This is a genomic window from Psychrosphaera aestuarii (genome assembly GCF_017948405.1).
GTDB classification, from domain to species: Bacteria; Pseudomonadota; Gammaproteobacteria; order Enterobacterales; family Alteromonadaceae; genus Psychrosphaera; species Psychrosphaera aestuarii.
This window is the reverse complement of the sequence record NZ_CP072844.1, coordinates 1,738,150-1,761,441: the sequence shown is the minus strand read 5'-3', so window position 1 is coordinate 1,761,441 and position 23,292 is coordinate 1,738,150. Positions and strand designations below refer to the sequence as shown.

Here is a 23,292-nt window from a genome sequence, read left to right as displayed (position 1 = left end):
TCAAAATAAATACTACCTATTGATTTTGTTGTTGTTCTTCTAGCTCTTCCCATCGTGCGAAGGCAATTTCCATCTTCGACTCTAATTCAGCTAATTGGTTCAATGCTTTTTGTGTTTGGTCACTACTACTCTTAAAAAAGTCAGGCGAATTTACGATAAGTTGCGCCTCTTCTATATCTTTCTCTAGAGATTCCAATAATTTTGGTAACGATTCTAACTCGCGAGCCTCTTTATATGAAAGTTTTTTCTTGCTCGAAGTTTTTACTGGTTTGCTCACTATACTTGGTTGAGATTTTTTTTCAGCATCGGAATTCTTGGTTTTGTCATTTGACTCAATACGGGCAAGGTAATCTCGATAATCAGCGTAACCGCCAACAACTTTATTTATATAGCCGTTGCCTTCAAATGCCCAGATAGTCGTCGCTGTATTATCGATAAACTCCCTATCATGGCTCACTAATAAAACCGTACCTTGGTAATTCGCGACTAACTCTTCTAATAATTCCAATGTTTCCACATCTAAGTCATTTGTTGGTTCATCAAGAATTAATACATTTGATGGTTTAACAAAAAGCTTCGCAAGTAATAGTCGATTTTTTTCGCCGCCAGATAACGCTTTTACTGGTGTACGTGAACGAGCTGGAGGGAATAAGAAGTCTTGTAAATACCCAAGCACATGGCGCGATGAACCGTTAAATTCGATTTCTTGCTTACCGTCGGCGACATTGTCTTGAACTGTTTTTTCAATATCTAGCGCTAAACGGTGTTGATCAAAGTAAGCAACATTTAAGTTTTCACCTATATGTATAATTCCTTGTTCTGGCGCTATGTCTCCTAACAAAAGCTTGATTAAAGTAGATTTACCAACTCCGTTAGGACCAACTAATGCTACACGGTCTCCTCGCATTACTAAACAAGAGAAGTCGTTAATTAATGTTTTGCCCGGAATTGAGTAGCTTATGTCTTTCGCTTCAAATACTTTTTTGGCGCTCTTTTCACCTTGTTGTATCGACATATTTGCAGTTGTTGGCGCGTCGATACGCCCTTTTCTTTGCACCCGTAAGTCTTTAAGCGCCCTTACACGGCCTTCATTTCTGGTTCTACGTGCTTTTATACCTTGGCGAATCCATACTTCTTCTTGGGCCAATTTTTTGTCAAACAAAGCGTTTTGCTGCTCTTCAACTTCTAGAAGGCGTTGTTTTTCTTCCAAGTAATAATCGTATGTTCCAACGATACTAGTAGCATTACCGCGGTCTAAGTCAATTATCCTCGTGGCCATCGCGCGTATAAACGCTCTGTCATGAGAAATAAATACAATTGCCCCTTTGAACTCTTTTAGAAAACTTTCTAACCAAGCAATGGCATCTATATCCAAGTGGTTTGTAGGCTCATCTAAAAGTAGAATATTTGGTTGCTTAACTAACGCTCTAGCAAGTGCTAGTTTTCGTAACCAGCCTCCTGACAATTTATTAATATCTTGTTCTGGCGACAAACCTAAGGTCGTTAGAGTTTGAGATATCCTTAGGTCTAACGTCCAGCCTTCGTGCAAATCAATTTCTTGTTGAATTTTTTCCATTCTCGACATTAATGACTCATCTTCCGCTACTTTCATTGCGACATCATTAAACTCATTCATCAAGTCTTTTACGTGTTGTAACCCTGCACTAACAAATTCTAAAACTGTACCGTGCTGGCCTCTTGGCGGATCTTGCTCTAACCTAGCTACAGTTGCATCATTAACAAATTGAATCCGTCCATCGTCTAACGATTGATCACCACTGATAACTTTTAATAATGACGACTTACCTGCACCATTGCGACCGACGATACAAACACGTTCACCTGCATTAATTTGAAAATCGACATGATTTAATATCGGATGACTACCAAAAGCTAATTGGGCGTTACTCAGTCTAACTAATTCCATAATACTCTTTATATTGGGTTATTTGTGATGCATCAAACGGCCAGAACAAAGCTTGTTCTGCTCCCTGAGCAATTAAAACGGGAATTTTATCACCATACTGCGCGACTAGTTGGTCATCGTCTAATATTTCCACTAGTTCAAATTCTATATGACGATCATTTAATATATGTACGGCGGTATCACATAAATGGCAACCCGCCGTTGATAAAAGGTATAAACTAGCCATTATCTTTAAGTGTTAACTTCCAACAATGATGAATGTTCTGGTTACGCTTAAAATCTTCTGGCAAGGTTTTCTCTTTGATGTCCTGTATATCAAAGCCTAGTGCCTCAATAGCTTCTTTTTCCAATTTAAACTTTCTTAAATTGTTTGAGAATAATACTGCACCGCCAGGAGTCAATCGGTCTTTTACTAGCTCTAAGATCTCAACGTGGTCACGCTGAACATCCCAAGTGCGATCCATTTTTTTGGAATTTGAAAAGGATGGTGGATCAAGGAACACAAGATCAAACTTATCTCGCGATTTTGCTAACCAATCTAAGCAGTCCGCTCGATGAAAATAGTGACCTTTTTCAGAAATATTGTTTAACGAAAAATTATCTTTCGCCCAATCTAAGTATGTATTGGACATATCGACACTAGTGACTCTTTTTGCCCCGTTTAGTGCGGCATGCACAGATACGCTACCTGTATAACAGAACAAATTCAATACACTTTTTCCACTACACCAGCTTGCAAACTCTTGGCGAGTAGAGCGATGATCAAGAAACAAGCCCGTATCTAAATAGTCGTGAATATTGACATAAAACTGAGCATTAAACTCACTTACGGCAAAGCGATGAAACTTACTATCTTCTTTTTCATACTGCTTTTTGCCTTTTTGTGCTTTTCGCACTTTAATGGCAAAGTTTTCAGCATTTAAGTCGAACTTCTGTTGAAGGATACTCAATATATCGAGTAAACGAATTTCCGCTACGCTTTCTTTAACGGTTTTAGGTGCCTGATACTCATACACCACTACTCGACCGTCGTAGTAATCAACGGCTACATTATATTCAGGAATGTCAGCATCGTAGACTCTGTAACTAGTGATGCCTTCTTTATTCGCCCACTTTTTAAGTCTTTTTAAATTTTTGTCTACGCGTTTTGAGAATGCTTGGCCATCTTTTGACAAGTAGTACTCGCCGCTTAATGCACTTTCTGACAGCTCGCATTGTTGTGGCGTTAACTCATAGTTTGCAAGTACCGTTTCAATTTGACCATTTTTTAATTTAAATTCTCGGCTTTTTTGCAGTCGCAGTAATTTAAGAAGTAATGTCTGTCCCGTTAATAGTGAAACATGCCAATTTTCGTAATTCTTTTTAAGGTTAAGGCCCAAACGCTTAAATAGCGATAACAATTCTATTGCATCGCCAATCCTTTCACCATAAGGAGGGTTAGAGACAATCCAACCTGGTTTAAGCTTTTTGCTTACCGTTGCATTTGCAGCATCTTGCTGATTTATACTAATAACCTCTTCTAAACCTGCTTGTTGTATATTTGACTCTGCCTTGCCTATTACATAATTTGATATTTCAAAACCAATAAATTGAGTCGATGCTGGTACCTCAGCGTCAATAGCATCTTGGCGTATCGCATTATATTTAGTTACAGAAAACTCTGGGTGTTTTACAAACGGGAAAGTTCGTTTGTTTAAACCGGGAGCTCGTTTGATATGCATCATAGCGGCTTCAATTAACAATGTTGCTGAACCGGCAAAAAGGTCAACAAAGGGGCTATTTTGATCCCATCCACTACGCTTTATTATTGCTGCTGCTAAGTGTTCTTTTAATGGTGCCGCACCTTGCTCTACTCGATAACCGCGCTGGTGTAATGATGATCCAGAAAAGTCGACAAATACATTACAACGACCTTTAAACAGTCGCGCATGTATTTTGAGATCAGGATCCGACTTATCTACGTCAGGACGTTTCCCTGTTTCTTCTCTTATATTATCAACGATCGCGTCTTTAACAATTAACGCTCCAAATTGACTATTTCTTATACTTTTATCGGTTCCAACGAACTCAACTGAGAAACTGTTCGTTTTAATAAAGTAAGGGTGCCAATCAAAGCCAATAACACCGTCATATATTTTTTCTTTGGTGTTGCCACTGATATCGATAACGTGTTTCATTACACGTGTCGCTAATCGTGACCAAAAACAGATTTTAATTGCTGTTTCAAAAGTGGCGGAAAACTGAACAGACTGAAGTCTTGGGCTCACATCAGTGGCACCTAACTCTATTAATTCGTCGGCTAAAAGCGGCTCTATTCCCGCAGATGTTAAGGCTATAAAATTTGGCATAATCACTAAACTTAGAAAATTTGCAGACATTATAGCAAATTTATTCAAAAGACCTATTTATTACAGTTTTTTTAATTCAGGTGTTGCAATTAAATTTTAAGTCGTTAGTATACGCACCTCGCTGAAGCACAGGGTGCAGATGCAACGTCTTGGTAAACGTAAGACGCTAATTAAAACGTTTAGTCTACTGGCGCGGGATGGAGCAGCCTGGTAGCTCGTCGGGCTCATAACCCGAAGGTCGTCGGTTCAAATCCGGCTCCCGCAACCAATTTAGTTTGGAAGCCATTCGTCCTGAACAGACGAATTTAAAATAAACGTTTAAGTCTACTGGCGCGGGATGGAGCAGCCTGGTAGCTCGTCGGGCTCATAACCCGAAGGTCGTCGGTTCAAATCCGGCTCCCGCAACCAATTTAGTTTGGAAGCCGTTCGTCCTGAACAGACGAATTTAATATAAACGTTCAGTCTACTGACGCGGGATGGAGCAGTCTGGTAGCTCGTCGGGCTCATAACCCGAAGGTCGTCGGTTCAAATCCGGCTCCCGCAACCATTAATCTTTTAATGGTCAATAAGTATTATAAATTCGACTGATACTTCTTCCTATTTTTTCTGTAAATAAAAAATAATCTAATTTATCAATACTTCAAACTCGCAACGTATGTCTCTATTTCTATCTTTACTTCAGGCCAATGTGCCAAAATATGCTCTTTCTTTACTTTTCCATTCCCTTCAGACTTTTCAAACTCTTCGCATATTGTAGCCATAAAACGTGCTCCCACCATTTTAGACATAGTTTTAATACTATGCGCGTGTCTAACAGCGGTTTCTGTATCTGCAGATCTAAGCTCATTAATATAAACCTGAGCCTCATTACAGTAGGACTCAAGCGCATCGATTAGCATAACTTCAGGTAAGCCCTCAAAGTTCATTATTAAATCGTCAACACAAAATGTTTTTTTCATAGACGGTTACTTCTTTTTTTGAATAATTGGTTTAGTTAATATTCCCATCCATGCGGTCCTCAAACTCTTACTAAAAAATGTCTTATTTTCCGATGATATCTTTGGCGTGGAATACTTTTGGAAAGGCAGTTCTTCTGTCATCTTTATTCTTTCGTAAAATGGCTTCCAAATTGGCAGTGTTGGTTGAGCCGCTTTTATCGGTCTTATTGCAAAATTTAGATCGTCTAAACACATGGATATCTTTTTAATATCTTCTTTAGCCGTTGGGTAAACATCTTTTTCAGTTCTATAAAAATGAAAATGGTTAAGTTGAAAACACAAGTCTTTTAGGCGCCTGTCTATTTGATGAAAACCTGTAGTGGCATCGCTTGGCCATTTAATAAATTGGTTTACACTATCATCAAGCTTTGTTTCTGTTTTTAGGCGGTTTACCGCTGAGTTTGTTTGAGTCGCATTTACAATTGAAGGAGAAGGCTTGTTTACTTTAGGTGGTGCGTCAGCGAGAAGTTTTTTATCTATTTCACAATAATATTCTGGAGCTTTAATTTTCTTTTGCGAATTTAAGTGATTTTCAACTCTTTTTCTTAATTCGATAGCAATTATTGGTTTAGCAACGATGTCGCTTACCTGAAAAAGCAAACACTCTTTTACTGCTTGTTTATATGTATTTCCGGAAAAAATCAGAATAGGAATATCATGCTCTCCTTTACACTCCCCTTTTCTAATTTTTTTCACTATGTCTAAACCAGAACCATCGGGAAGATTTAAGTCTATTATGGCAAGGTCAATGGCATAGCGTTGTAATATCGTATCTGCGGTGGTTACACGAGAAGCTGTGTGGCATTCAACATTAGGAATCACTCTTAGAGTCTCATTTAAAAATTGGCACATTAAATTAACGTCATCTACCAATAATATATGTTTAGCTTTAGTGTGACTCTTGACCTTATCTACCACCATGTTGGAGGGCGCTCCTTTGTTATAACGGTAATTTTACTAAGTTTTAATTGCTCATTAGGCTATATATAGTCCATAAATTAAATAATTACCTATACTGACAAGAGAAGTTTTCAGTTTTAAATAGCAATAATTAATAACTAGGTAATCTATGCCCATGCTAAGTCTTATTAACATTTTTTTACCGTTTTTGGCGGGGTTTTGCTTTGCGTTATGCCTTTTCTATATCCAAAAGTTTAGAATATCTAGATTCATGAATTTGCAGCAGTTAAACACTTTTACCGATAAAGAGTTAATCAAAATAGATAGAATCAACGGTCTTTGTGAGGCTAATAAAGAAACTCAGCAATACTAATAACCGAAGACACTCTTATGGTAGCAAAAGTAGCCACCTATATTTTTAATGAGCTTGGTTTCAACGTTTTACTCGCAACTGATGGCGTTGAAGCGCTACAAATATTAGATAAAAACTCTGACATAAGCTTATTGTTTACCGATATTATCTTACCTAATGGTATTGACGGGAAGGAGTTGGCTACGAAAATTAGAAATAAAATTCCCTCTTTACCCGTAATTTACACCTCTGGCTTTACTGACGGAAAACTATCAAAAGAGGACTACCAACAATTTAACACTCAGTTTTTACAGAAGCCCTACACCAAAAACGACTTATTATTAACCATTAACAATATTTCCTTTGATTGAGCTATTTATCCGAGCACAGTTGTAGCTCATCGCAATTTGCAATTTTCATTTATTTATTCAGTTAGAATAATTCGCTATAAGCTATAAGGCTCCTGCCCTTAAATAACGAATATAGTAAATAGAGGCAATAATGAACAAAGGATTTACCCAAAGGTTAGCAGTATTCCTTTTATGTACACCTTCCATAGTACTTGCTAATGCGTCAAAAAATATCGCCACACCGCATATTAACGACGTCTACACACCGACAGAGATACCGCGCATAACATCGAAAATTGTAGTGGACGGTATAATTGACGAATCATCGTGGGGTAAAGCTAGAAGATTTTTGGTTAACAACGTCACCTTTCCCCATGAAAACATTCTGGCGCCAGTGCAAACAGAAGCTTTTATGATGGAAGATGGCGATACTCTATATGTCGCGTTTAAAGCATATGATCCAGAGCCGACTAAAATACGCGCATTTTTGAGGGACAGAGATAAAAACTGGAACGATGACTTAGTTGGTTTAAAAATTGACAGTTTCAACGATGACACTTTAGCCTACCAATTCTTTATTAATCCATTAGGGACACAGACTGACTCAATCGAAAATGCCCTCACAGGCAGAGAAAGTTCAGCCTGGAATGGCATCTGGGATTCTGCTGGTCAAATTACAGACTTTGGTTATACCGTAGAAATCGCGATACCTTTGCGCATTTTAAACTTTAACGACAGGTTAGACATTCAACAATGGGGTTACGAGTTGGTACGCTTTTATCCAAGGGATGAACGCTTACGTATATCTAACGCAAAAATGGACCAAGGCAACGAGTGTTGGGTGTGCCAAATGCCTACCATCGAGGGGTTTAAAGGTGCGAAACAAGGTAAGAATTTAACTCTTGTACCGACACTTGTAAGTGGTACAACAGAAACTCGTGACATTAATACTAGTGGTAATACAGTGGCTCTTGGTGAATGGGAAAGTGAGTCGAACACCGATGTTGGTTTAGATTTGAAATGGGGTATTACACCTGATGTAACTTTAAATGCTACTTTAAATCCCGACTTTTCACAGGTTGAAGCAGACTCAGGTCAATTAAATGTTAACAACACTTTTGCTCTATTTACTCCAGAACGACGCTCTTTCTTTTTAGCGAATGAAGACTACTTTAGTACACCTATTAACCTCGTATATACGCGAAATATTCAAGATCCTGATTACGGCGGTAAAATTACAGGTAAGGTAGATGACCACGCATTTGGCGCCTTTGTTGCTGATGATAAAACAGCTCTATTTCTTTTGCCGGGCAACCTTGGTTCAAATGTTTTTGAGATTGAAGAAAAAACGACAAACGGAGCATTTCGTTATAACTACACCGTTAACGATGATTTAAATGTCGGTGCAACGACAACACTAAGAAAAAATGATTCGTATCACAACTACCTAACTAGCGTTGATACGCGCTATCAGCCAAATCAAAACAATCGACTAAATATACAATTGTTATCCTCTGATACATATCTCAGTCAACGCTATGTAGACGAAATTAAAAATTCTGGTAATTATAGTTCAGAGCAATCTTTAAGAGCTGAACAAATTAATGGTACCGATATTGCCTATAGAATTCACTATAATCACATGAACCGTGATTGGTTTTTTAATGCGACTCATATGAACATTGGCGAAAACTTTCGAGCGGACCTTGCATTTTTTAATAATACTGATCACCAAAAGTCTGTATTAGGCGGTGGAAGAATATGGCGTGGTGACGATAATAACTGGTGGACTCGCATGCAATTAGCCGGCGATGTCGACTGGACTTACAACCAAAATGGCGAAAAGATTGAACAAGAAGCTGAGCTTTATTTAAACGTCAACGGTCCTAAACAGTCATTCTTCCGTCATGGCTTTACTACAAGAACTAAGGTTGGTAACAGAATTGACGATTCTTCACTTCAAATTGAAGGCAACACAGAAGAGTTTGATGAATATGAGTTTACGTCATGGTTAGAGTTTAAACCTAACTCACATATATGGGTCGGCAACTTTTTTAAACTTGGTAAAGGTATTGACTATAGCAACTCTAGACTGAGCGATGTAATGGTATGGGAGCCGAAAGTTACTTGGCATCTAAACAAACACATGGAGACGCGTTTGGCCTTTACATTCTCTAATATGCACTACAATAGCAAAGAAATTTACACCGCTAATCTAATAGACTTCAGGCTGAGCTACCAATTTTCAATCCGCAGCTTTTTGCGATTATCGATTGTCGGTTATGACATTAATCGTCAGTTAGAAAACTATGATCCTTTAGTTCAAGAAGAGCTTAGGGATGATTTCAACTCTCAGTTTAAGAGTGTATCAACCCAATTGCTTTTTTCTTATAAAGTAAACCCACAAACACTCTTCTTTGTTGGCTATTCTGATGGTGGTTATCAAGACGACGACTTAACTCGTTTAACTAAAGACACTCGCAGTGTGTTCTTAAAAATGAGTTATGCGTGGATGATGTAAGTTACGTTTAACGATCATGCCCCGCTCTACTTTATATTTCTAAATTGTGACTTAAAGTAGCTCGGGGTTCTTGTTTTCTTATTCGCTAGGTGCTGTTTCACTAACCCCAACGTGATGTTGATTTTCTTCGACAAACTTCAGTATCGATTCGTAGCTAGAAAAATCAAAAAGATTACGAAACCCTGCCCATTCAATTAAAACGAATAAGCTAATAGTAATGTAGTTCCAGTCTTGCAACTTTCCGTCACTAATCTTTTTATTAAAATAGTGGAAGGTAGAGGCACACCGTTCGCGTTGGATATTAAAATAAAGTTTATCATCACTAGTATCAACGCCTGACCGAGTCAGTATCATCATATTCACCAGTGAGTCATTACAACTATTAATTAACGCCAAATCATTTTTCTGAGACCAATCGAGTGCCGGAATATCTAAAAGTTCAGATATGTACTCGTAGGCTAAATTTGAATCTAACAAAATAGGAAGGTTTGGGTTCGAAGCATCTTCGAACATTGGAATTTTTAGTGTTGGATTAATTTCCTTTAACGCTTCACGAGACTCACCAAATATATTTACCGCTTCAAATTCGTATTGAGTTTGTGCTAATAAAATCCTTAGGCGTCGGACGTATGGGGAAGTAATTGAACCATATAGTTTCATAAATTTACCTTATAACCCTTATTTTCTAAAATTAGGTGCATATATCTACCAATGTCTGTGTACGGCGCTTGGCGACTATACGTTAATTCCATTTCAATAATATTAGCTGTATCGCTCTGCCATTTTTCTAAATCTCTAATATAGTCATGAAAAACGCGAACACCAGACTTTATTGTAATGGACAAGCCCTCCTCTTCAATCCAATTTAAAACTTGGTCTGGATGTAAGGCTGACTGAGGATTAAGTTTCACCACCTTCTTAGCTTTCATACCCGCTTTAATATAATCAAAGTTAGCATAGATTAAATTGCTGAGCGTTTGGCCTACATGGTTGTAAAACATAAAGGAGATGGCACCGCTATTGGTACACATATCTTTTAGTACTGAAAACGCACTACGAGGATCACTTAACCACTCAAAAACAGCGTGACAAAGCACTAAGTCAAAATGTCCATTAAGCTGTTCTCGTAAGTTTTTTAGATCAAGCTCATAAAACTCGATATTAGTCAGTTGTTTATCTTTTGCGGCGAGTCTTCCAACATTAAGCATTTCCGTTGATATATCAGTAACCGTTACCTCATGGCCAAGCTCTGCCAGTTGCAACGCTATTTGACCTTGTCCGCCACCTACATCTAAGATTTTTAATGGGCCTTTTAAATCTAAATACTCTTTCAGATCACGCATAAGGACAGCTTCACGAACCAATCCTTTGCTAGTTCCATAAATGTTTTTTTTAAACGTCGTGTTTCTATTGTTAAAATTTTGATCTGAACTATTCATATTAGACCGGATTGTGGATATCGATAAATTGCACTTCTAGCGAAAACTTTTCACTTAAGTACTCTCCAACATTTGCGACACCGTACCGTTCGGTAGCGTGATGACCAGCTGCAAAAAAGTCTATTCCCTGTTCTCTTGAGCTATGAATGGTTTGTTCAGAAGCTTCGCCCGTTAAAAACGCATCAAACCCATGTTCAGCTGCAATGTCGATATAATTCTGGCCACCGCCCGTGCACCAAGCGATAGTTGATATATCTGTATTTCGTGCCGTATTCACAAGAGGTTCTCTAAGTAAGGACAACTTAATAAGTTTAGCAAACTTATCGGCAGCCATTGGATTAGCCAACTTACCTTGCATTAATATGCCGTTCGGTTTTACGCCGGCTACGGGGCTAATATCAATAATATCGAGCTTGTTAGCTAGTTGCGCGTTGTTACCAAGCGTGGGATGAATATCTATCGGCAAATGATATGCTATTAAACTAATATCATGTTTAAGTAGCTTTGCGATTCGTTTTTTTTTCATTCCTTTTATTACTTGTGATTCGCCTTTCCAGAAGTAACCGTGGTGGACTAATATTGCGTCAGCTTTATGTTGTATAGCAGCATCTATTAACGCTTCCGAAGCCGTTACACCTGTAATTAATTTAGTTACTTGATCTCTACCCTCGACTTGTAGACCATTTGGACAATAATCGTTGATGTTTTTAACATCTAATAGCTCGTCTAAATGATTAATCAATTCAGAAAGTGTTACTGACATAAAATTATTCCTCTAAAACATGAAGTTATTATTCTACTAATATTTTTATAAAAAGCGCAGTAAAGGATAAATATAGTGGTATTTTCTATCTATAACCGGCTAATTTCGCTAGAAAGTTGAATTTTCAGTTGAAAGTTTGTATAAATAAAGCTCATCTTTTTTTTTAAAAATATTTAGGTAATTACAATGAGTAAACTAGACAAAGATCAAGTCTTGTCTGACTTCACTGCGGCTTATTTAGCAAAAAATGGAAAAGAGCCTTCAGTAGAAGCAAAAGGTGGTTGGTATAGCGTCGATGGTGGTAAAAACGTACGTTTAGCAGCTATCGAAGAGATGACAAAAGAGTTGTCTGGAACAGCGCCTGCGTCTAAAGAAGCTGCGCCAGCTAAAGAGAAGAAAGCTACTGCTAAAAAAGCGGTTAAAGCTGACAAAAAAGCACCTGTAGTTAAATCTTCTGGCTATACAGTTGTTAAGAAAGGCGATGGTTATAACCCTGCTAATTTCTGGTTAGATTATTTATCGACTTTAGGCACTGACAGCCGCACTCCACAGGGTTTTTATTAATTTATATTCTTCAAAACCTATACAAACAAAAACCAGCTTATAGCTGGTTTTTTTATTTGTAATGATTTTACTACTTCGCTTGCTTAACTAGTTCGGCAGTGCCCACTTCAACTCTTGCTTTAAGCTTTTGCCCAGGCCTAAATGTTACAACTCTACGGGCGGAGATAGGAATATCTTCACCCGTTTTAGGGTTTCTACCTGGTCTTGACTTTTTCTCGCGTAATTCGAAGTTCCCAAAGCCAGAAAGCTTTACTTGTTGGCCACTTTCTAGAGTTTCTCTAATTTTCTCAAAAAAATCTTCCACCAACCCTTTTGAGTCAGCCTTATTAAGACCAACTTTTTCAAACAAATGTTCTGCTATTTCTGCTTTGGTTAATGCCATAGTTCTATTGCCTTAGCGTCGCGTCAAATTTATCAGTTAACATATTCACTACTTGTTCAATTTTAGTACTAATATCCTGTTCTTCCAATGTTTTTTCAACATCTTGTAGTACTAACGAGATGGCTAAACTCTTATTACCATCTTCTATACCTTCTCCACGGTACACATCGAATAAGTTTAGGTCAACCAATTGATTTCCGCCAATATTTTTAATTTCTTTTAATATTTGATCGGCATTTATTGATTCTTTTACCACAACCGCGATATCTCTGCGATTAGATGGGTATTTAGAAACCGGCTTGGCTGACGGTAAATTTCTATTTTCGATCTCTGACAAGATTAGTTCAAAAACAAAAGTTTTACCGTTTAATCCAATAGTTTTTTCAGCTTGTGGATGAACTGCACCGACATATCCTATGATTTTACCGTTGCGAATTATCTGAGCTGACTGACCAGGATGTAAAGCCGCACTATTTCTATCATCTTTAGGCATAGGTATAAACTCTATACCTTGCGAATCTGCCGTTTTTGCCAGAAGCGCTTCAACGTCGCCTTTTATGTCGTAAAAGTCTACGGTTCTTGGGTTTCCGTCCCAGTATTCACTATGTTGAGTACCTGTTATGACACCAGCCAACATAGCTTCTTGACGAATATTCATTTCTGCCGTGTTATCTGGTAAAAACCTCAAGCCTGTTTCAAATAAACGTACACGGCTTTGCTGACGTTTCTGATTATTTACGACTGCAGGTAGAAGTCCAGCCCAAAGACTTAATCTCATAACAGACATATCTGCTGAGATTGGGTGTGGCAAAACTAAACCGTCTACGCCAGGATATAATGCGTTTTGTACTTTAGGATCAACAAAACTATACGTAATAGCCTCTTGATAACCTAAATCAACTAAGGTCGAAGAAAAGGTCGCTTTGGAAACTAACCGTTCTGGATGGCTAGGCATTTTTAATGATGCTACTGGCGCAATATTTGGAATATTATTATATCCATATACTCTTGCCACTTCTTCAATCAAATCTTCTTCAATATTAATATCAAATCTGAAACTAGGTGAAACAGCTGACCAAGTTCCATTTTCAAAAGTAACATCTAAACCTAATCGGCTTAATATCGTAGTCACTTCATCGTCACTGATGACATGACCTAACACTCTATCAAGTCGTTCACGACGCAAAGAGACTACAGGCTCTTTAGGCAGCTGCTCATTGTCCACCGCTTCAACTATTGGGCCTGCTTGACCACCGGCAATTTCTAACAATAATTGAGTTGCTCTTTCCATTGCCGTGCGTTGAAGTTTAAAGTCTACACCACGCTCATAGCGGTGAGATGCATCAGTATGTAAGCCATAACGACGAGCAGCACCTGCCATAGTAACCGGTGAAAAGAATGCGCTCTCTAAAAGCACATCTTTAGTTTCTGACGTTACCCCTGATTCTAAGCCACCGAATACGCCAGCAATCGCTAATGGTTTATTGTGATCAGCTATAACTAAAGTTTTATCGTCTAACTTAACTTCAGACTCATCTAGCAAAACAAGTGTTTCGTCTTTATTTGCTAAGCGTACTTTAATGCCACTTTCAATCTTTGATAAATCAAACGCATGCATTGGGTGACCAAGCTCTAACAACACAAAATTGGTAATATCAACAACAGGATCAATAGAACGAATACCACTTCTGCGAAGCTTTTCAGTCATCCACAGTGGCGTAGTTGCATTAACGTTAATACCTTTTACTACACGACCTAAGTATCTAGGGCATGATGCTGGCGCTTCTAGCTCAATTGAAACTTTATCGTCGATTGACATTGGTACGTCTTCAACGTTTAACGCTTTTACATCTTCGTTATTAAGTACACCAACTTCCCTTGCAACGCCAAGTATGCCCAAGCAGTCGCTACGGTTTGGCGTTAAATCTATCTCAATGATTTGATCATTTAAGTCTAGATAATCTCTTACGTCAGTACCTAAAGGAGCATCTTGAGGTAACTCTAAAATACCATCCGAGTCGTCAGCCATGCCAAGCTCTGACCAAGAGCACAACATACCAAATGACGGTTGGCCACGAAGCTTAGCTTTTTTAATTTTAAAATCGCCAGGTAAAACTGCGCCTACCATAGCAACAGCTACTTTTAAGCCTAATCGACAGTTTTTTGCACCGCATACTATGTCGATTAACTCGCCATCTCCTGCAGGTCCAACATTTATTTTAGTAACTTGTAACTTGTCTGCCTCTGGATGTTTTCCACACTCAACAACCTCACCAACAACGACACCAGTAAAATCTGCTGCTGCCGGTTCTACGCCGTCAACTTCCAAGCCAGCCATTGATAACTGTTCGCTTAAAGCATCCGTTGTAATTGCCGGATTCACCCATTCTCTTAACCACTTTTCACTAAATTTCATTGGATGAACTCCTATTTAAACTGCTTTAAGAAACGAAGATCGTTTTCGAAGAAAGAACGTAAATCATTTACGCCATATCGCAACATGGTTAATCGCTCAACACCCATACCAAATGCAAACCCTGTATATTCTTCCGGGTCAATACCTACAGAACGTAAAACGTTCGGATGAACCATGCCACAGCCTAAGACTTCTAACCATTTACCATTTTTTCCCATAACATCAACTTCAGCCGATGGTTCTGTGAATGGAAAATAAGAAGGACGGAAGCGAATTTGTAAATCTTCTTCAAAAAACTGATGTAAGAAGTCATGCAGTATGCCCTTAAGCTCAGCAAAACTTACGTTCTTATCAACCATTAAACCTTCAACTTGGTGAAACATTGGTGTATGTGTTTGGTCGTAATCATTACGATAGACACGTCCCGGAGAAATTATTCTCAATGGTGGTTTTTCTGTTTCCATAGTACGGATTTGAACGCCTGATGTTTGAGTTCGTAAGACCGTATCAGCAGTAAAGTAGAAGGTATCATGATCAGCACGAGCTGGATGGTGCTCTGGGATATTTAGTGCATCAAAGTTATGGAAGCCATCTTCTACTTCTGGACCTTGTTTAACTTCAAAACCTAAGTCGCCAAAAAATTGTTGAATTCGCTCTATTGTTCGATTCACTGGATGAATATTTCCAGGCTCAATACCACGACCAGCTTTAGTTACGTCAATTGTTTCTGCTGCTAGTTTTGCATTTAATGCTTCGGCTTGCAGTGCTTCTCTGCGAACTGTTAATGCCTTTTGAACATCGCCTTTTGCAACATTGATAGCCTGACCAGCTTCTTTGCGCTGTTCATGGTCCATTTTACCTAGGCTTTTAAGTAGCTCGGTAATTTTGCCCTTTTTACCTAGAAATTCTACGCGAACTTCTTCTAACGTTGCAATGTCGCTAGCGTTGTTGATGGCTTCTTTTGCTAAGCCAACTATTTCTTCTAAATTCATGGAACACTCTTTTCGGTCAATGACGTTCTGGTGAGATATGGATTAATTTTTTTAGCCGTAAATACTAACGTAAATCAATTCAAGATTTTAGTTCTATTTGGCTAATTTTGGGGGATTTTCTTAAATATTTTGCACTAAGGAATGCTTGCTACACTATCGCGCTCAAAATTTAGACGTTTTTACTGTTTTACGAGCAATTATGCTTTAAATTCCTAGTACGTCTTTTACAAATGGTACTGTTACTACTCGTTTTCTAGCTATGCTTTGTTTGGCCATTGTATCAAGAGCCTGCATCAAAAATATCATATTTCTTGGTAGCCGGTTGATCATGAATTTAGCAACCTCTTCGGTCACCTCAAACTCCATCAAGTGTGCATGTTGTATAAGTGCTTCTATTTTTAATGCTTCTGTTAACTCAGGTAGCTGATATAAAGTACACCATTGTAGTCTTGATGCTAAGTCAGGTAACGACAAAGCTAAATTCGCTGGAGTTTCGTGTCCTGCGAAGATAACGGTCGCTTTGTTTTGTAGAAGCGCGTTAAATAAATTAAATAAAGCAGTTTGCCACTCATGGTTATCAGCAACTAAGTGGATGTTATCTATACACACAACGTCAACCGAGTCCAACCCATCTATTAAGCCTGGCTCTGCAGCTAACACTTGTTCAAGCGGCAATAAAATACTGCTTTTACCTATCTCGTCGGCATAGTGACAAGCCGCATTTAGTAAATGAGTACATCCAACGCCGTGCTGACCTGCCAAATAATGGGCGGTAAAGTCGTCAGAATCTATTGCTTGTTTTAGTTCTTTAACAACTAAGCCTGCGAGCCCTTCACTCTCTACAAAAGAGCTGAAGGTTTGCGTACTATTATAAGTAACTGGTAAAAGAAGCTGCATCAGTTTGCAACCCAGCGATAATAAAGCTCAGTTATTTGGGAATTTACTTTTTCTAAACTGCCATCATTACTGTTTTGATCTGTATATTCTTTTGTTAGTTGCTCTAGTTGCTGCTCAACAGAAAGCGCTACTTTTTCAACAGCGTTCGGTGACTGCTCTCGCTGAAAATTAGGTAGCAAAGACAAGCCTTTAATAACGTCTAACCCTTGACCAGATAACCATAGAGTAAATCGAGCTTGATCAGCATTCACTTCGTGAAGGTAAACCTTCTTAACAGGCGGCAATTCCATCAAATAATTCTCTACCTTTTTTAGATCAATCATTGAATTCAAATTATTAATCGTAAACTCGATATTTTGCTGTTGAATTTTTTGGTTATTTATTGCGTATTGACTGGCAAAGTAATCACCTACCTTGTTAACCATTTCTTTTAAAACAAAGAATTGCTCTCCGTTAAATGTACTTTTATCTAAAAACTGGCGTCCTTTAAAAAGGCTGTAATCGACTAACCAACCGCTTTTATATTCGGGCTCTTTAAAATTATCAACAGCCCTTAATCTAGCCATAACAAAATATTCTGCGTTATATCTGGCCGTCGCATTGTTTACGACACCGTCAAATTTAGCCCAAATATCTGATGTGAAAACAGCTTGTTGGTCCGTTTCGTCCATGTTAGGAATAACACTTGGTAGACCCCGATTTTCAGCGCTTTGTAATATGACTTCAGAGATTTGTGGATAATCACTAGAATTAACAATTCGGCGATTCATGCCCTCTTCAACGACTAACCAAATTGCTACTTTGGGGCGACGTTGTCCCCAGATTGCCGCGCCAACATTTCGAATTAACTGATCAATTTTTGTTTGATCAAACTTATCTATTAAAAATGTTCTATTTTGAGCGTCTGTATCGAAGGTAAACGATTTTATGTAATTAGCAGTTTTAGCTCTAACTTCATATTGAACGGTTTTATTTTCCAGTATATCTCGCGAACCGGTAACTTTGGTTAAGACTTGCTCTATAGCCCAACGATGTGCTTTTACACGAGTTGCTTGAGACTTGTCCGTAACCAAAATCTTACCAGTATAAAGATCTTTGACTTCGTCAGCCGTGGCGATGCCAGAAAAAGCAAAGAGTAAAACTACAATGATAAATTGGGTTATTTTGGTCACTTGAAAATTCACAATAAATGGCAGTCCTTAGTATTAGATGGCAATCATACCCAATTAAACTATACAAAAAAACAGTAACGTAAATAAATACACATTTACATAAGAGTATTGTTGCTTCGTTTGTGTTTGATTAGTAAAGTTCTGCAATATATTAAATTTTTGGACACCTACTCACAATGTCAGAAGCAACTATATTCGACAAAATTATTAGTAAAGAAATACCGGCAACTATTATATATGAAGATGATGAAGTGCTTGCTTTTAATGATATAAATCCTCAAGCGCCAATACACTTTTTGGTTATCCCTAAAATACAAATACGAACGGCAAATGATATAACAGTAGAACAAGCTCAGTTGGTGGGAAAGCTCTATGTTGCAGCTGCAAATATAGCGAAACAAATGGGTTTTGCTGAATCAGGTTACCGTTGTGTTATGAATTGTAATAACGACGGCGGCCAAACGGTATATCATATTCACTTACACGTATTAGCAGGTAAAGCAATGGGCTGGCCTCCTTATCAAGACACGCTAAAGAGCAAGGGATAACCCTTGAAAAGAAAGCGCTGCGATAATTGTTATAATCCCCTGCAAACTTGTATTTGCAAATTCATTACGACAACAAATCATCAAACATCTATCGTGATCATTCAGTGTGACAAGGAAGGTCATCACGCTAAGAATACGGCACGCTTATTACCTAAGTTATCCAATAATATAAGGATAATTCACGAATCAGATGAACCGTCATTAGCAGAGCTTAAGTCTTCTGGTATAAAAATACTAAACACAGCTTTACTGTTTCCATCAGAAACGGCAATAACGATAAACCAGTTCAAAAAAACCGATGAAGACTCGATTCAACAGCTTATCGTTATAGATGGAACATGGCGTAAAGCCAAAAAGCTAATCCTGACTCAACAATGGCTTGCCAAATTACCTCAGGTTTCTCTGTCACAGCATTATGAAAGTCAATATGCTATACGAAAAACGACTGTAGATAATGGATTATCAACGCTCGAAGCTATTGCCTACGCGTTAGCAGAAATTGAAGGTGATTCTGTATCTACTTTGACCCCCTTTTTTACGTTACTTGAAGGCATAAACACTATGTTTATTCAACACATGCCCGCCGAAATCAAGCAAAGATATAAAGAGTAGGAAGAAACTTTGAAAAATGATTTTGATTTTATCGTTATAGGTGGCGGTTCAGCGGGATCTGTATTAGCAGCTCGTCTTTCTGAAAATAGCTCGTTTTCGGTCTTATTGTTAGAAGCTGGTAATGACGACACAAGTCCTTTTATCAAAATGCCTGCGGGTGCTGTAACTATGGTTCCAACCCGTTACAATAACTGGGCCTTTGAAACGACACCTCAAACTAGTCTGAACAATCGCATTGGGTATCAACCAAGAGGAAAAGTACTTGGTGGTAGTAGCGCTATAAATGCGATGATTTATGCACGCGGACACCAACACGACTATGACGACTGGAAATCACTTGGTTGGGGTTGGGATAGTGTATTACCGTATTTTTTAAAATCAGAAAACAATCAAAACTTCACCAACAGTTTACACAACTCTTCAGGACCTTTGTTCGTATCAAACTCGTATTCTAACCATCCGATCGCTGATGCTTTTGTAGAGGCCGGTATTGCCTGCGGATATAAACACTGTGATGATTTTAATGGCGAAGATCAAGAAGGAATGGGACGTTACCAAGTCACTCAATATAATGGTCAGCGTTACAGCGCAGCGCGAGCCTATTTAGAACCCATACGCTATAGAGCTAATTTACACATTAAAACAAAAGTTAATGTCGCTAAGTTAATTATAAAAGAAGGGAAATGTGTAGGCGTTGAAACTATCCAAGGAGATAAACTGTACGCGAGCAAAGAAGTACTCGTTTGTGCAGGTGCTATTAAATCTCCACAATTATTAATGTTGTCTGGCATTGGCGATTGCAACGAACTTGAAAAGTTCGCTATAAAACCTATTCACAATCTAATTGGCGTAGGAAAAAACCTACAAGACCACCCAGACTATGTAAGTTGTTTTTCATCCCCTCGAACCGATCTTTTTGGTTTTTCTGTGCCCGGCGCTTTTAACATGCTTAAACAGACCTTTAGATATTTCAGTAACGGTACTGGGTTATGTACCAGTAATTTTGCTGAAACTGGGGGCTTTTTGAAAACAGAACCCCATTTAGAACGCCCAGATATACAGTTCCATTTTGTAGTTGCAACGGTTAAAGATCACGCTCGGGATTGGCGAACCAGCCTAAAACATGGTTTTAGTAACCATACCTGTGTATTGCGACCTAAAAGCGTTGGTACCATTAAACTAGCCAGTGCTGATCCAAATCAGGCCCCCAAAATAGACCCTAACTTTTTGTCTCATCCAGACGATTTAACGACAATGTTAAAGGGTGTAAAAATTGCAAACTCAATTTTGCAGCACCCTATCATGCAACAATTTAAACCAGACTCCATTAATAACGATCAAAATCTTGCTGACGAGCAATTAATTGAAAGTATAAGAAATGGAACCGACAGCGTATATCACCCTATTGGTACCTGTAAAATGGGTTTAAGCACAGATAAAGGTGCGGTTGTAAATTCTAAATTAGAGGTGTTTGGCATTGAAGGTCTGCGGGTTGTTGATGCGTCAATTTTTCCCAATCTAATTGGTGGAAATACAAATGCACCTACCATTATGGTGGCAGAGCGATGTGCAGATTTTATTAAAACCAAATGGCACAAACAATAAAACAGATCTGAGATAAAACTTAGCGCGACGTTAATAGCCGCGATTTTTATCAATTGTGTTTGTCATTAACTGACCAGACATCACTCTATTATAGTTAGCAACAATTTGATCAACAGCGGTGTTGATATTAGTTACCGCTGATATGTGTGGAGTTATAGTTAAATTTGGTGTGCGCCAATAAGGATGAGTTTCAGGTAAAGGCTCAATATCAAATACATCAAGATATGCAGCTGCAATCTCTTTGTCATACAAGGCCTCAATAAGATCTTGCTCAACAACATGTCCGCCTCTTGCCACATTAATTAAAACAGCATCTGTTTTCATTTTATGCAGCACGTGCCGATTGATAATTCCTTTGGTCGATGCCGTCAACGGAAGCAAGCAAACTAAATAATCAGACTCAGCAATAACTTTGTCAAAACCTACGAGTCCAGTAACACTATCGACTCCAGGTATTTCTTTTATTGAGTTGCTCCAGCCTGTTACAGTAAAACCACAATTACTAAGTGTATGACATACCGCCTGCCCTAATTGCCCTAACCCTAACACACCTACCGTTTTTCCTTTACGTAATCCTCTGGGTTTCCACATTGCCATTGTTTGTTGCTTAGCAAACATATCAAGCCTAAGGCGATGAGAGTTAATTAATGTCACCACATAGTTAGTCATGTTAAGAGCAAGATCTTCGTCAACAATTCGTGCAATAGGTACTTCCGGTAATTCACTATCACTCAAAATCGAATCAACGCCTGCGCCAAACGAGGAAATTCCTTTTAAGTTAGATAAGTCCGATAGACTTCCTGGTTGATGCTTCCACACCAATGCAAACTTAATAGACTCAGGGGACGTTATATTTGGCCAAACTTGGATTTGTGATGTTGGAATATGTTGTTCCAGCTTTGCTACCAGCGAGTCAACATTTCGGTTTGGAATGTTAATTAATAAACTCATTTTGCGCTATCCATATTCTGCCGTGCTTTTTTTGAGAGTAGCTTGTCGATGGCCTTAGATGCTGCAAAAAATCCAAAGGTTCCGGTCACCATTGTGGCGGCACCAAAACCCATATTGCAATCCAACCTAGTCGAGCTTTCTGTCATCGTTTTTGCAGCACATACGGTTCCATCAAGTTGCGGATAACGCAATTGCTCAGTGCTATAAACACAATCAATAGAAAACTTGCGTTTTGGATTTTTGCTAAAGTTAAAATCTCGTCTTAGTTGATTTCTTACTCTTGATAACAAAGGATCATGAGTTGTTTTTGCTAAGTCACCATATTGAATTTGACTCGGATCCATCTGGCCACCGGCACCACCTGTGACAACGATTGAAATTTTGTTTCGCTTACAATGTGCAATCAATGCTGTTTTGGCAGCAATACTATCAATGGCATCAATTACAACGTCAAATTTTGGATCGGCTTTAGTTCCAAAAATTTCAAACAGATTGTCTGAAGTCACAAAGTCTTCAACGCAGGTTATGTCGCAATCTGGGTTTATTAATTTAATACGCTCGGCCATAACATCAACCTTTGCTTTACCTATTGAAGACGATAAAGCGTGTATTTGACGGTTCGTATTAGTAGTGCAAATGTCGTCTAAGTCTATGAGTGTTAATTTGCCAATACCTGTTCGAGCTAGCGCTTCTGCTGCCCATGTACCAACACCACCTATGCCAACCACACAAATATGCGCCTGTTGCAGCCATAAACCTTGATCCGAGCCATACAGCCTAGAAATTCCACCAAAGCGAGTATTGTAATCACTCATTAATCGTTTGCTCTCAATTTTGTTCCGGGCCAGTTATTTGTCAATGCAGATTCAACCACTTGTTGGATATGCTTAATCTCAGAGATAAAATATTTACCTTCTTGTGGCATACAAATCACTGAAATTGATTCATTTTTATAATCAAAGTCTAATCGAACTGCATGTAAATAGCCTCTATCACTTTGTTGACCACCATATAACTCATCACCTAATATTGCAGAGGATAAGCTTTTGAGGGCAACGCGAATTTGATGGGTTTTACCACTCTCCGGTTTAACTAAAAATAACCTCAAACCTGGTATATCTGACGCAATCGAATAGCTAAAAAAACGAGTAATAGCCGGATTAACTTTGCTGTTTAGCAGTCGCCATTGGGAGCGTCTCGACTTTTCCATATCACCAATTACACTACCTTGCTTTTTTTTAGGTTTGTTCGCAGAAATGGCAACATAAAACTTAGAGATGATGTGTGTTGAAAATGCTTTTTGGAACCAGTCGGCTGCGTTCTTATTTCGAGCTAATATTAATAAACCAGAGGTGATTTTGTCTAATCGATGAACTGGATATAAGATTTCACCAAAATGCTTACAGCATTGATTAAAAAAACCACTGCCTAGATCACCCTCATCATGAAAGCCCACATCCGCAGGTTTATTAACAACATAAAAGTCTAAGTGTGTGAATACAGTATTGATTACCAAAAGTTTTCCTATCTCAATTATTATCCAACAATACGATCG

Annotated in this window: 22 protein-coding genes and 3 tRNA genes; 9 read left to right on the top strand and 16 right to left on the bottom strand. The window is 38.4% G+C overall.

Features of this window, described 5'->3' with window-relative positions:
• Positions 1-16: 16 nt before the first annotated feature.
• From uup to rlmKL, 3 genes are read right to left on the bottom strand one after another with little or no spacing between them, the layout of a single operon-like run.
• The gene (uup, locus tag J9318_RS08040) at positions 17-1,927 is read right to left on the bottom strand and encodes an ATP-binding cassette ATPase Uup (protein ID WP_210559430.1); all 1,911 of its coding nucleotides are present in this window, start codon (positions 1,925-1,927) and stop codon (positions 17-19) included.
• A complete protein-coding gene (locus J9318_RS08035; protein WP_210559429.1) occupies positions 1,914-2,153 on the bottom strand; it encodes a glutaredoxin family protein in 240 nt (79 codons plus the stop codon). Before J9318_RS08035 ends, uup begins: the two co-directional genes overlap by 14 nt.
• On the bottom strand, positions 2,146-4,275 hold the full coding sequence (gene rlmKL / locus J9318_RS08030) for a bifunctional 23S rRNA (guanine(2069)-N(7))-methyltransferase RlmK/23S rRNA (guanine(2445)-N(2))-methyltransferase RlmL (RefSeq protein WP_210559428.1): 2,130 nt from the start codon (positions 4,273-4,275) through the stop codon (positions 2,146-2,148). Before rlmKL ends, J9318_RS08035 begins: the two co-directional genes overlap by 8 nt.
• A 191-nt stretch (positions 4,276-4,466) precedes the next feature.
• Here rlmKL and J9318_RS08025 point away from each other — a divergent pair.
• From J9318_RS08025 to J9318_RS08015, 3 genes are all read left to right on the top strand, one after another.
• Positions 4,467-4,543, top strand: a tRNA-Met gene (locus J9318_RS08025).
• A 63-nt stretch (positions 4,544-4,606) separates the two neighbouring features.
• Positions 4,607-4,683 (top strand) — tRNA-Met (locus J9318_RS08020).
• 62 nt (positions 4,684-4,745) lie between these two features.
• Positions 4,746-4,822: transfer RNA gene (locus J9318_RS08015), tRNA-Met, on the top strand.
• An 85-nt stretch (positions 4,823-4,907) separates the two neighbouring features.
• Here J9318_RS08015 and J9318_RS08010 read toward each other — a convergent pair.
• Positions 4,908-5,234 (bottom strand): Hpt domain-containing protein, encoded by a 327-nt coding sequence (locus J9318_RS08010; protein WP_210559427.1) that lies wholly within the window; start codon positions 5,232-5,234, stop codon positions 4,908-4,910.
• 6 nt (positions 5,235-5,240) lie between these two features.
• Complete coding sequence (locus tag J9318_RS08005) at positions 5,241-6,194, bottom strand: response regulator (RefSeq protein ID WP_210559426.1); 954 nt, start codon at positions 6,192-6,194, stop codon at positions 5,241-5,243.
• Between the two features lie 369 nt (positions 6,195-6,563).
• Between J9318_RS08005 and J9318_RS08000 the strand changes: the two genes are divergently transcribed.
• Complete coding sequence (locus J9318_RS08000) at positions 6,564-6,896, top strand: response regulator (protein WP_210559425.1); 333 nt, start codon at positions 6,564-6,566, stop codon at positions 6,894-6,896.
• A gap of 130 nt (positions 6,897-7,026) precedes the next feature.
• Positions 7,027-9,396, top strand: a complete 2,370-nt coding sequence (locus J9318_RS07995) for a carbohydrate binding family 9 domain-containing protein (RefSeq protein WP_210559424.1) — start codon at positions 7,027-7,029, stop codon at positions 9,394-9,396.
• Between the two features lie 78 nt (positions 9,397-9,474).
• Here J9318_RS07995 and J9318_RS07990 read toward each other — a convergent pair whose 3' ends face one another.
• The 3 genes from J9318_RS07990 to J9318_RS07980 are packed head-to-tail and all read right to left on the bottom strand — an operon-like array spanning position 9,475 to position 11,598.
• Positions 9,475-10,056, bottom strand: a complete 582-nt coding sequence (locus J9318_RS07990) for a glutathione S-transferase family protein (RefSeq protein WP_210559423.1) — start codon at positions 10,054-10,056, stop codon at positions 9,475-9,477.
• On the bottom strand, positions 10,053-10,835 hold the full coding sequence (locus tag J9318_RS07985) for a methyltransferase domain-containing protein (protein WP_210559422.1): 783 nt from the start codon (positions 10,833-10,835) through the stop codon (positions 10,053-10,055). Before J9318_RS07985 ends, J9318_RS07990 begins: the two co-directional genes overlap by 4 nt.
• A gap of 1 nt (position 10,836) precedes the next feature.
• A complete protein-coding gene (locus tag J9318_RS07980) occupies positions 10,837-11,598 on the bottom strand; it encodes a Nif3-like dinuclear metal center hexameric protein (protein ID WP_210559421.1) in 762 nt (253 codons plus the stop codon).
• A 186-nt stretch (positions 11,599-11,784) separates the two neighbouring features.
• Between J9318_RS07980 and J9318_RS07975 the strand changes: the two genes are divergently transcribed.
• Positions 11,785-12,162, top strand: a complete 378-nt coding sequence (locus tag J9318_RS07975) for a hypothetical protein (RefSeq protein ID WP_210559420.1) — start codon at positions 11,785-11,787, stop codon at positions 12,160-12,162.
• A 70-nt stretch (positions 12,163-12,232) separates the two neighbouring features.
• Here J9318_RS07975 and J9318_RS07970 read toward each other — a convergent pair whose 3' ends face one another.
• From J9318_RS07970 to J9318_RS07950, 5 genes are all read right to left on the bottom strand, one after another.
• Positions 12,233-12,544, bottom strand: coding sequence for an integration host factor subunit alpha (locus J9318_RS07970; RefSeq protein WP_210559419.1), 312 nt, complete (start codon positions 12,542-12,544; stop codon positions 12,233-12,235).
• 4 nt (positions 12,545-12,548) lie between these two features.
• Entirely contained in the window at positions 12,549-14,960 is a 2,412-nt protein-coding gene (pheT, locus tag J9318_RS07965) for a phenylalanine--tRNA ligase subunit beta (RefSeq protein ID WP_210559418.1), read from the bottom strand.
• 11 nt (positions 14,961-14,971) lie between these two features.
• The gene (pheS, locus tag J9318_RS07960) at positions 14,972-15,952 is read right to left on the bottom strand and encodes a phenylalanine--tRNA ligase subunit alpha (protein ID WP_210559417.1); all 981 of its coding nucleotides are present in this window, start codon (positions 15,950-15,952) and stop codon (positions 14,972-14,974) included.
• Between the two features lie 204 nt (positions 15,953-16,156).
• Complete coding sequence (hda, locus tag J9318_RS07955) at positions 16,157-16,849, bottom strand: DnaA regulatory inactivator Hda (RefSeq protein WP_210559416.1); 693 nt, start codon at positions 16,847-16,849, stop codon at positions 16,157-16,159.
• Complete coding sequence (locus J9318_RS07950; RefSeq protein ID WP_210559415.1) at positions 16,849-18,033, bottom strand: DUF2066 domain-containing protein; 1,185 nt, start codon at positions 18,031-18,033, stop codon at positions 16,849-16,851. Before J9318_RS07950 ends, hda begins: the two co-directional genes overlap by 1 nt.
• A gap of 164 nt (positions 18,034-18,197) precedes the next feature.
• Between J9318_RS07950 and J9318_RS07945 the strand changes: the two genes are divergently transcribed.
• The 3 genes from J9318_RS07945 to J9318_RS07935 are packed head-to-tail and all read left to right on the top strand — an operon-like array spanning position 18,198 to position 20,786.
• Complete coding sequence (locus J9318_RS07945) at positions 18,198-18,569, top strand: histidine triad nucleotide-binding protein (protein WP_210559414.1); 372 nt, start codon at positions 18,198-18,200, stop codon at positions 18,567-18,569.
• 3 nt (positions 18,570-18,572) lie between these two features.
• Positions 18,573-19,181, top strand: a complete 609-nt coding sequence (locus J9318_RS07940) for a tRNA-uridine aminocarboxypropyltransferase (RefSeq protein WP_210559413.1) — start codon at positions 18,573-18,575, stop codon at positions 19,179-19,181.
• 9 nt (positions 19,182-19,190) lie between these two features.
• A complete protein-coding gene (locus J9318_RS07935; protein ID WP_210559412.1) occupies positions 19,191-20,786 on the top strand; it encodes a GMC family oxidoreductase in 1,596 nt (531 codons plus the stop codon).
• A gap of 30 nt (positions 20,787-20,816) precedes the next feature.
• Here J9318_RS07935 and J9318_RS07930 read toward each other — a convergent pair whose 3' ends face one another.
• Genes J9318_RS07930 through J9318_RS07920 form a run of 3 tightly spaced genes read right to left on the bottom strand, consistent with a single transcriptional unit; the run spans position 20,817 to position 23,253 of the window.
• Entirely contained in the window at positions 20,817-21,737 is a 921-nt protein-coding gene (locus J9318_RS07930) for a 2-hydroxyacid dehydrogenase (protein ID WP_210559411.1), read from the bottom strand.
• The gene (gene tcdA, locus J9318_RS07925; RefSeq protein ID WP_210559410.1) at positions 21,734-22,552 is read right to left on the bottom strand and encodes a tRNA cyclic N6-threonylcarbamoyladenosine(37) synthase TcdA; all 819 of its coding nucleotides are present in this window, start codon (positions 22,550-22,552) and stop codon (positions 21,734-21,736) included. Before tcdA ends, J9318_RS07930 begins: the two co-directional genes overlap by 4 nt.
• A complete protein-coding gene (locus tag J9318_RS07920) occupies positions 22,552-23,253 on the bottom strand; it encodes a TIGR01621 family pseudouridine synthase (RefSeq protein ID WP_244731602.1) in 702 nt (233 codons plus the stop codon). Before J9318_RS07920 ends, tcdA begins: the two co-directional genes overlap by 1 nt.
• Positions 23,254-23,292: the final 39 nt, after the last annotated feature.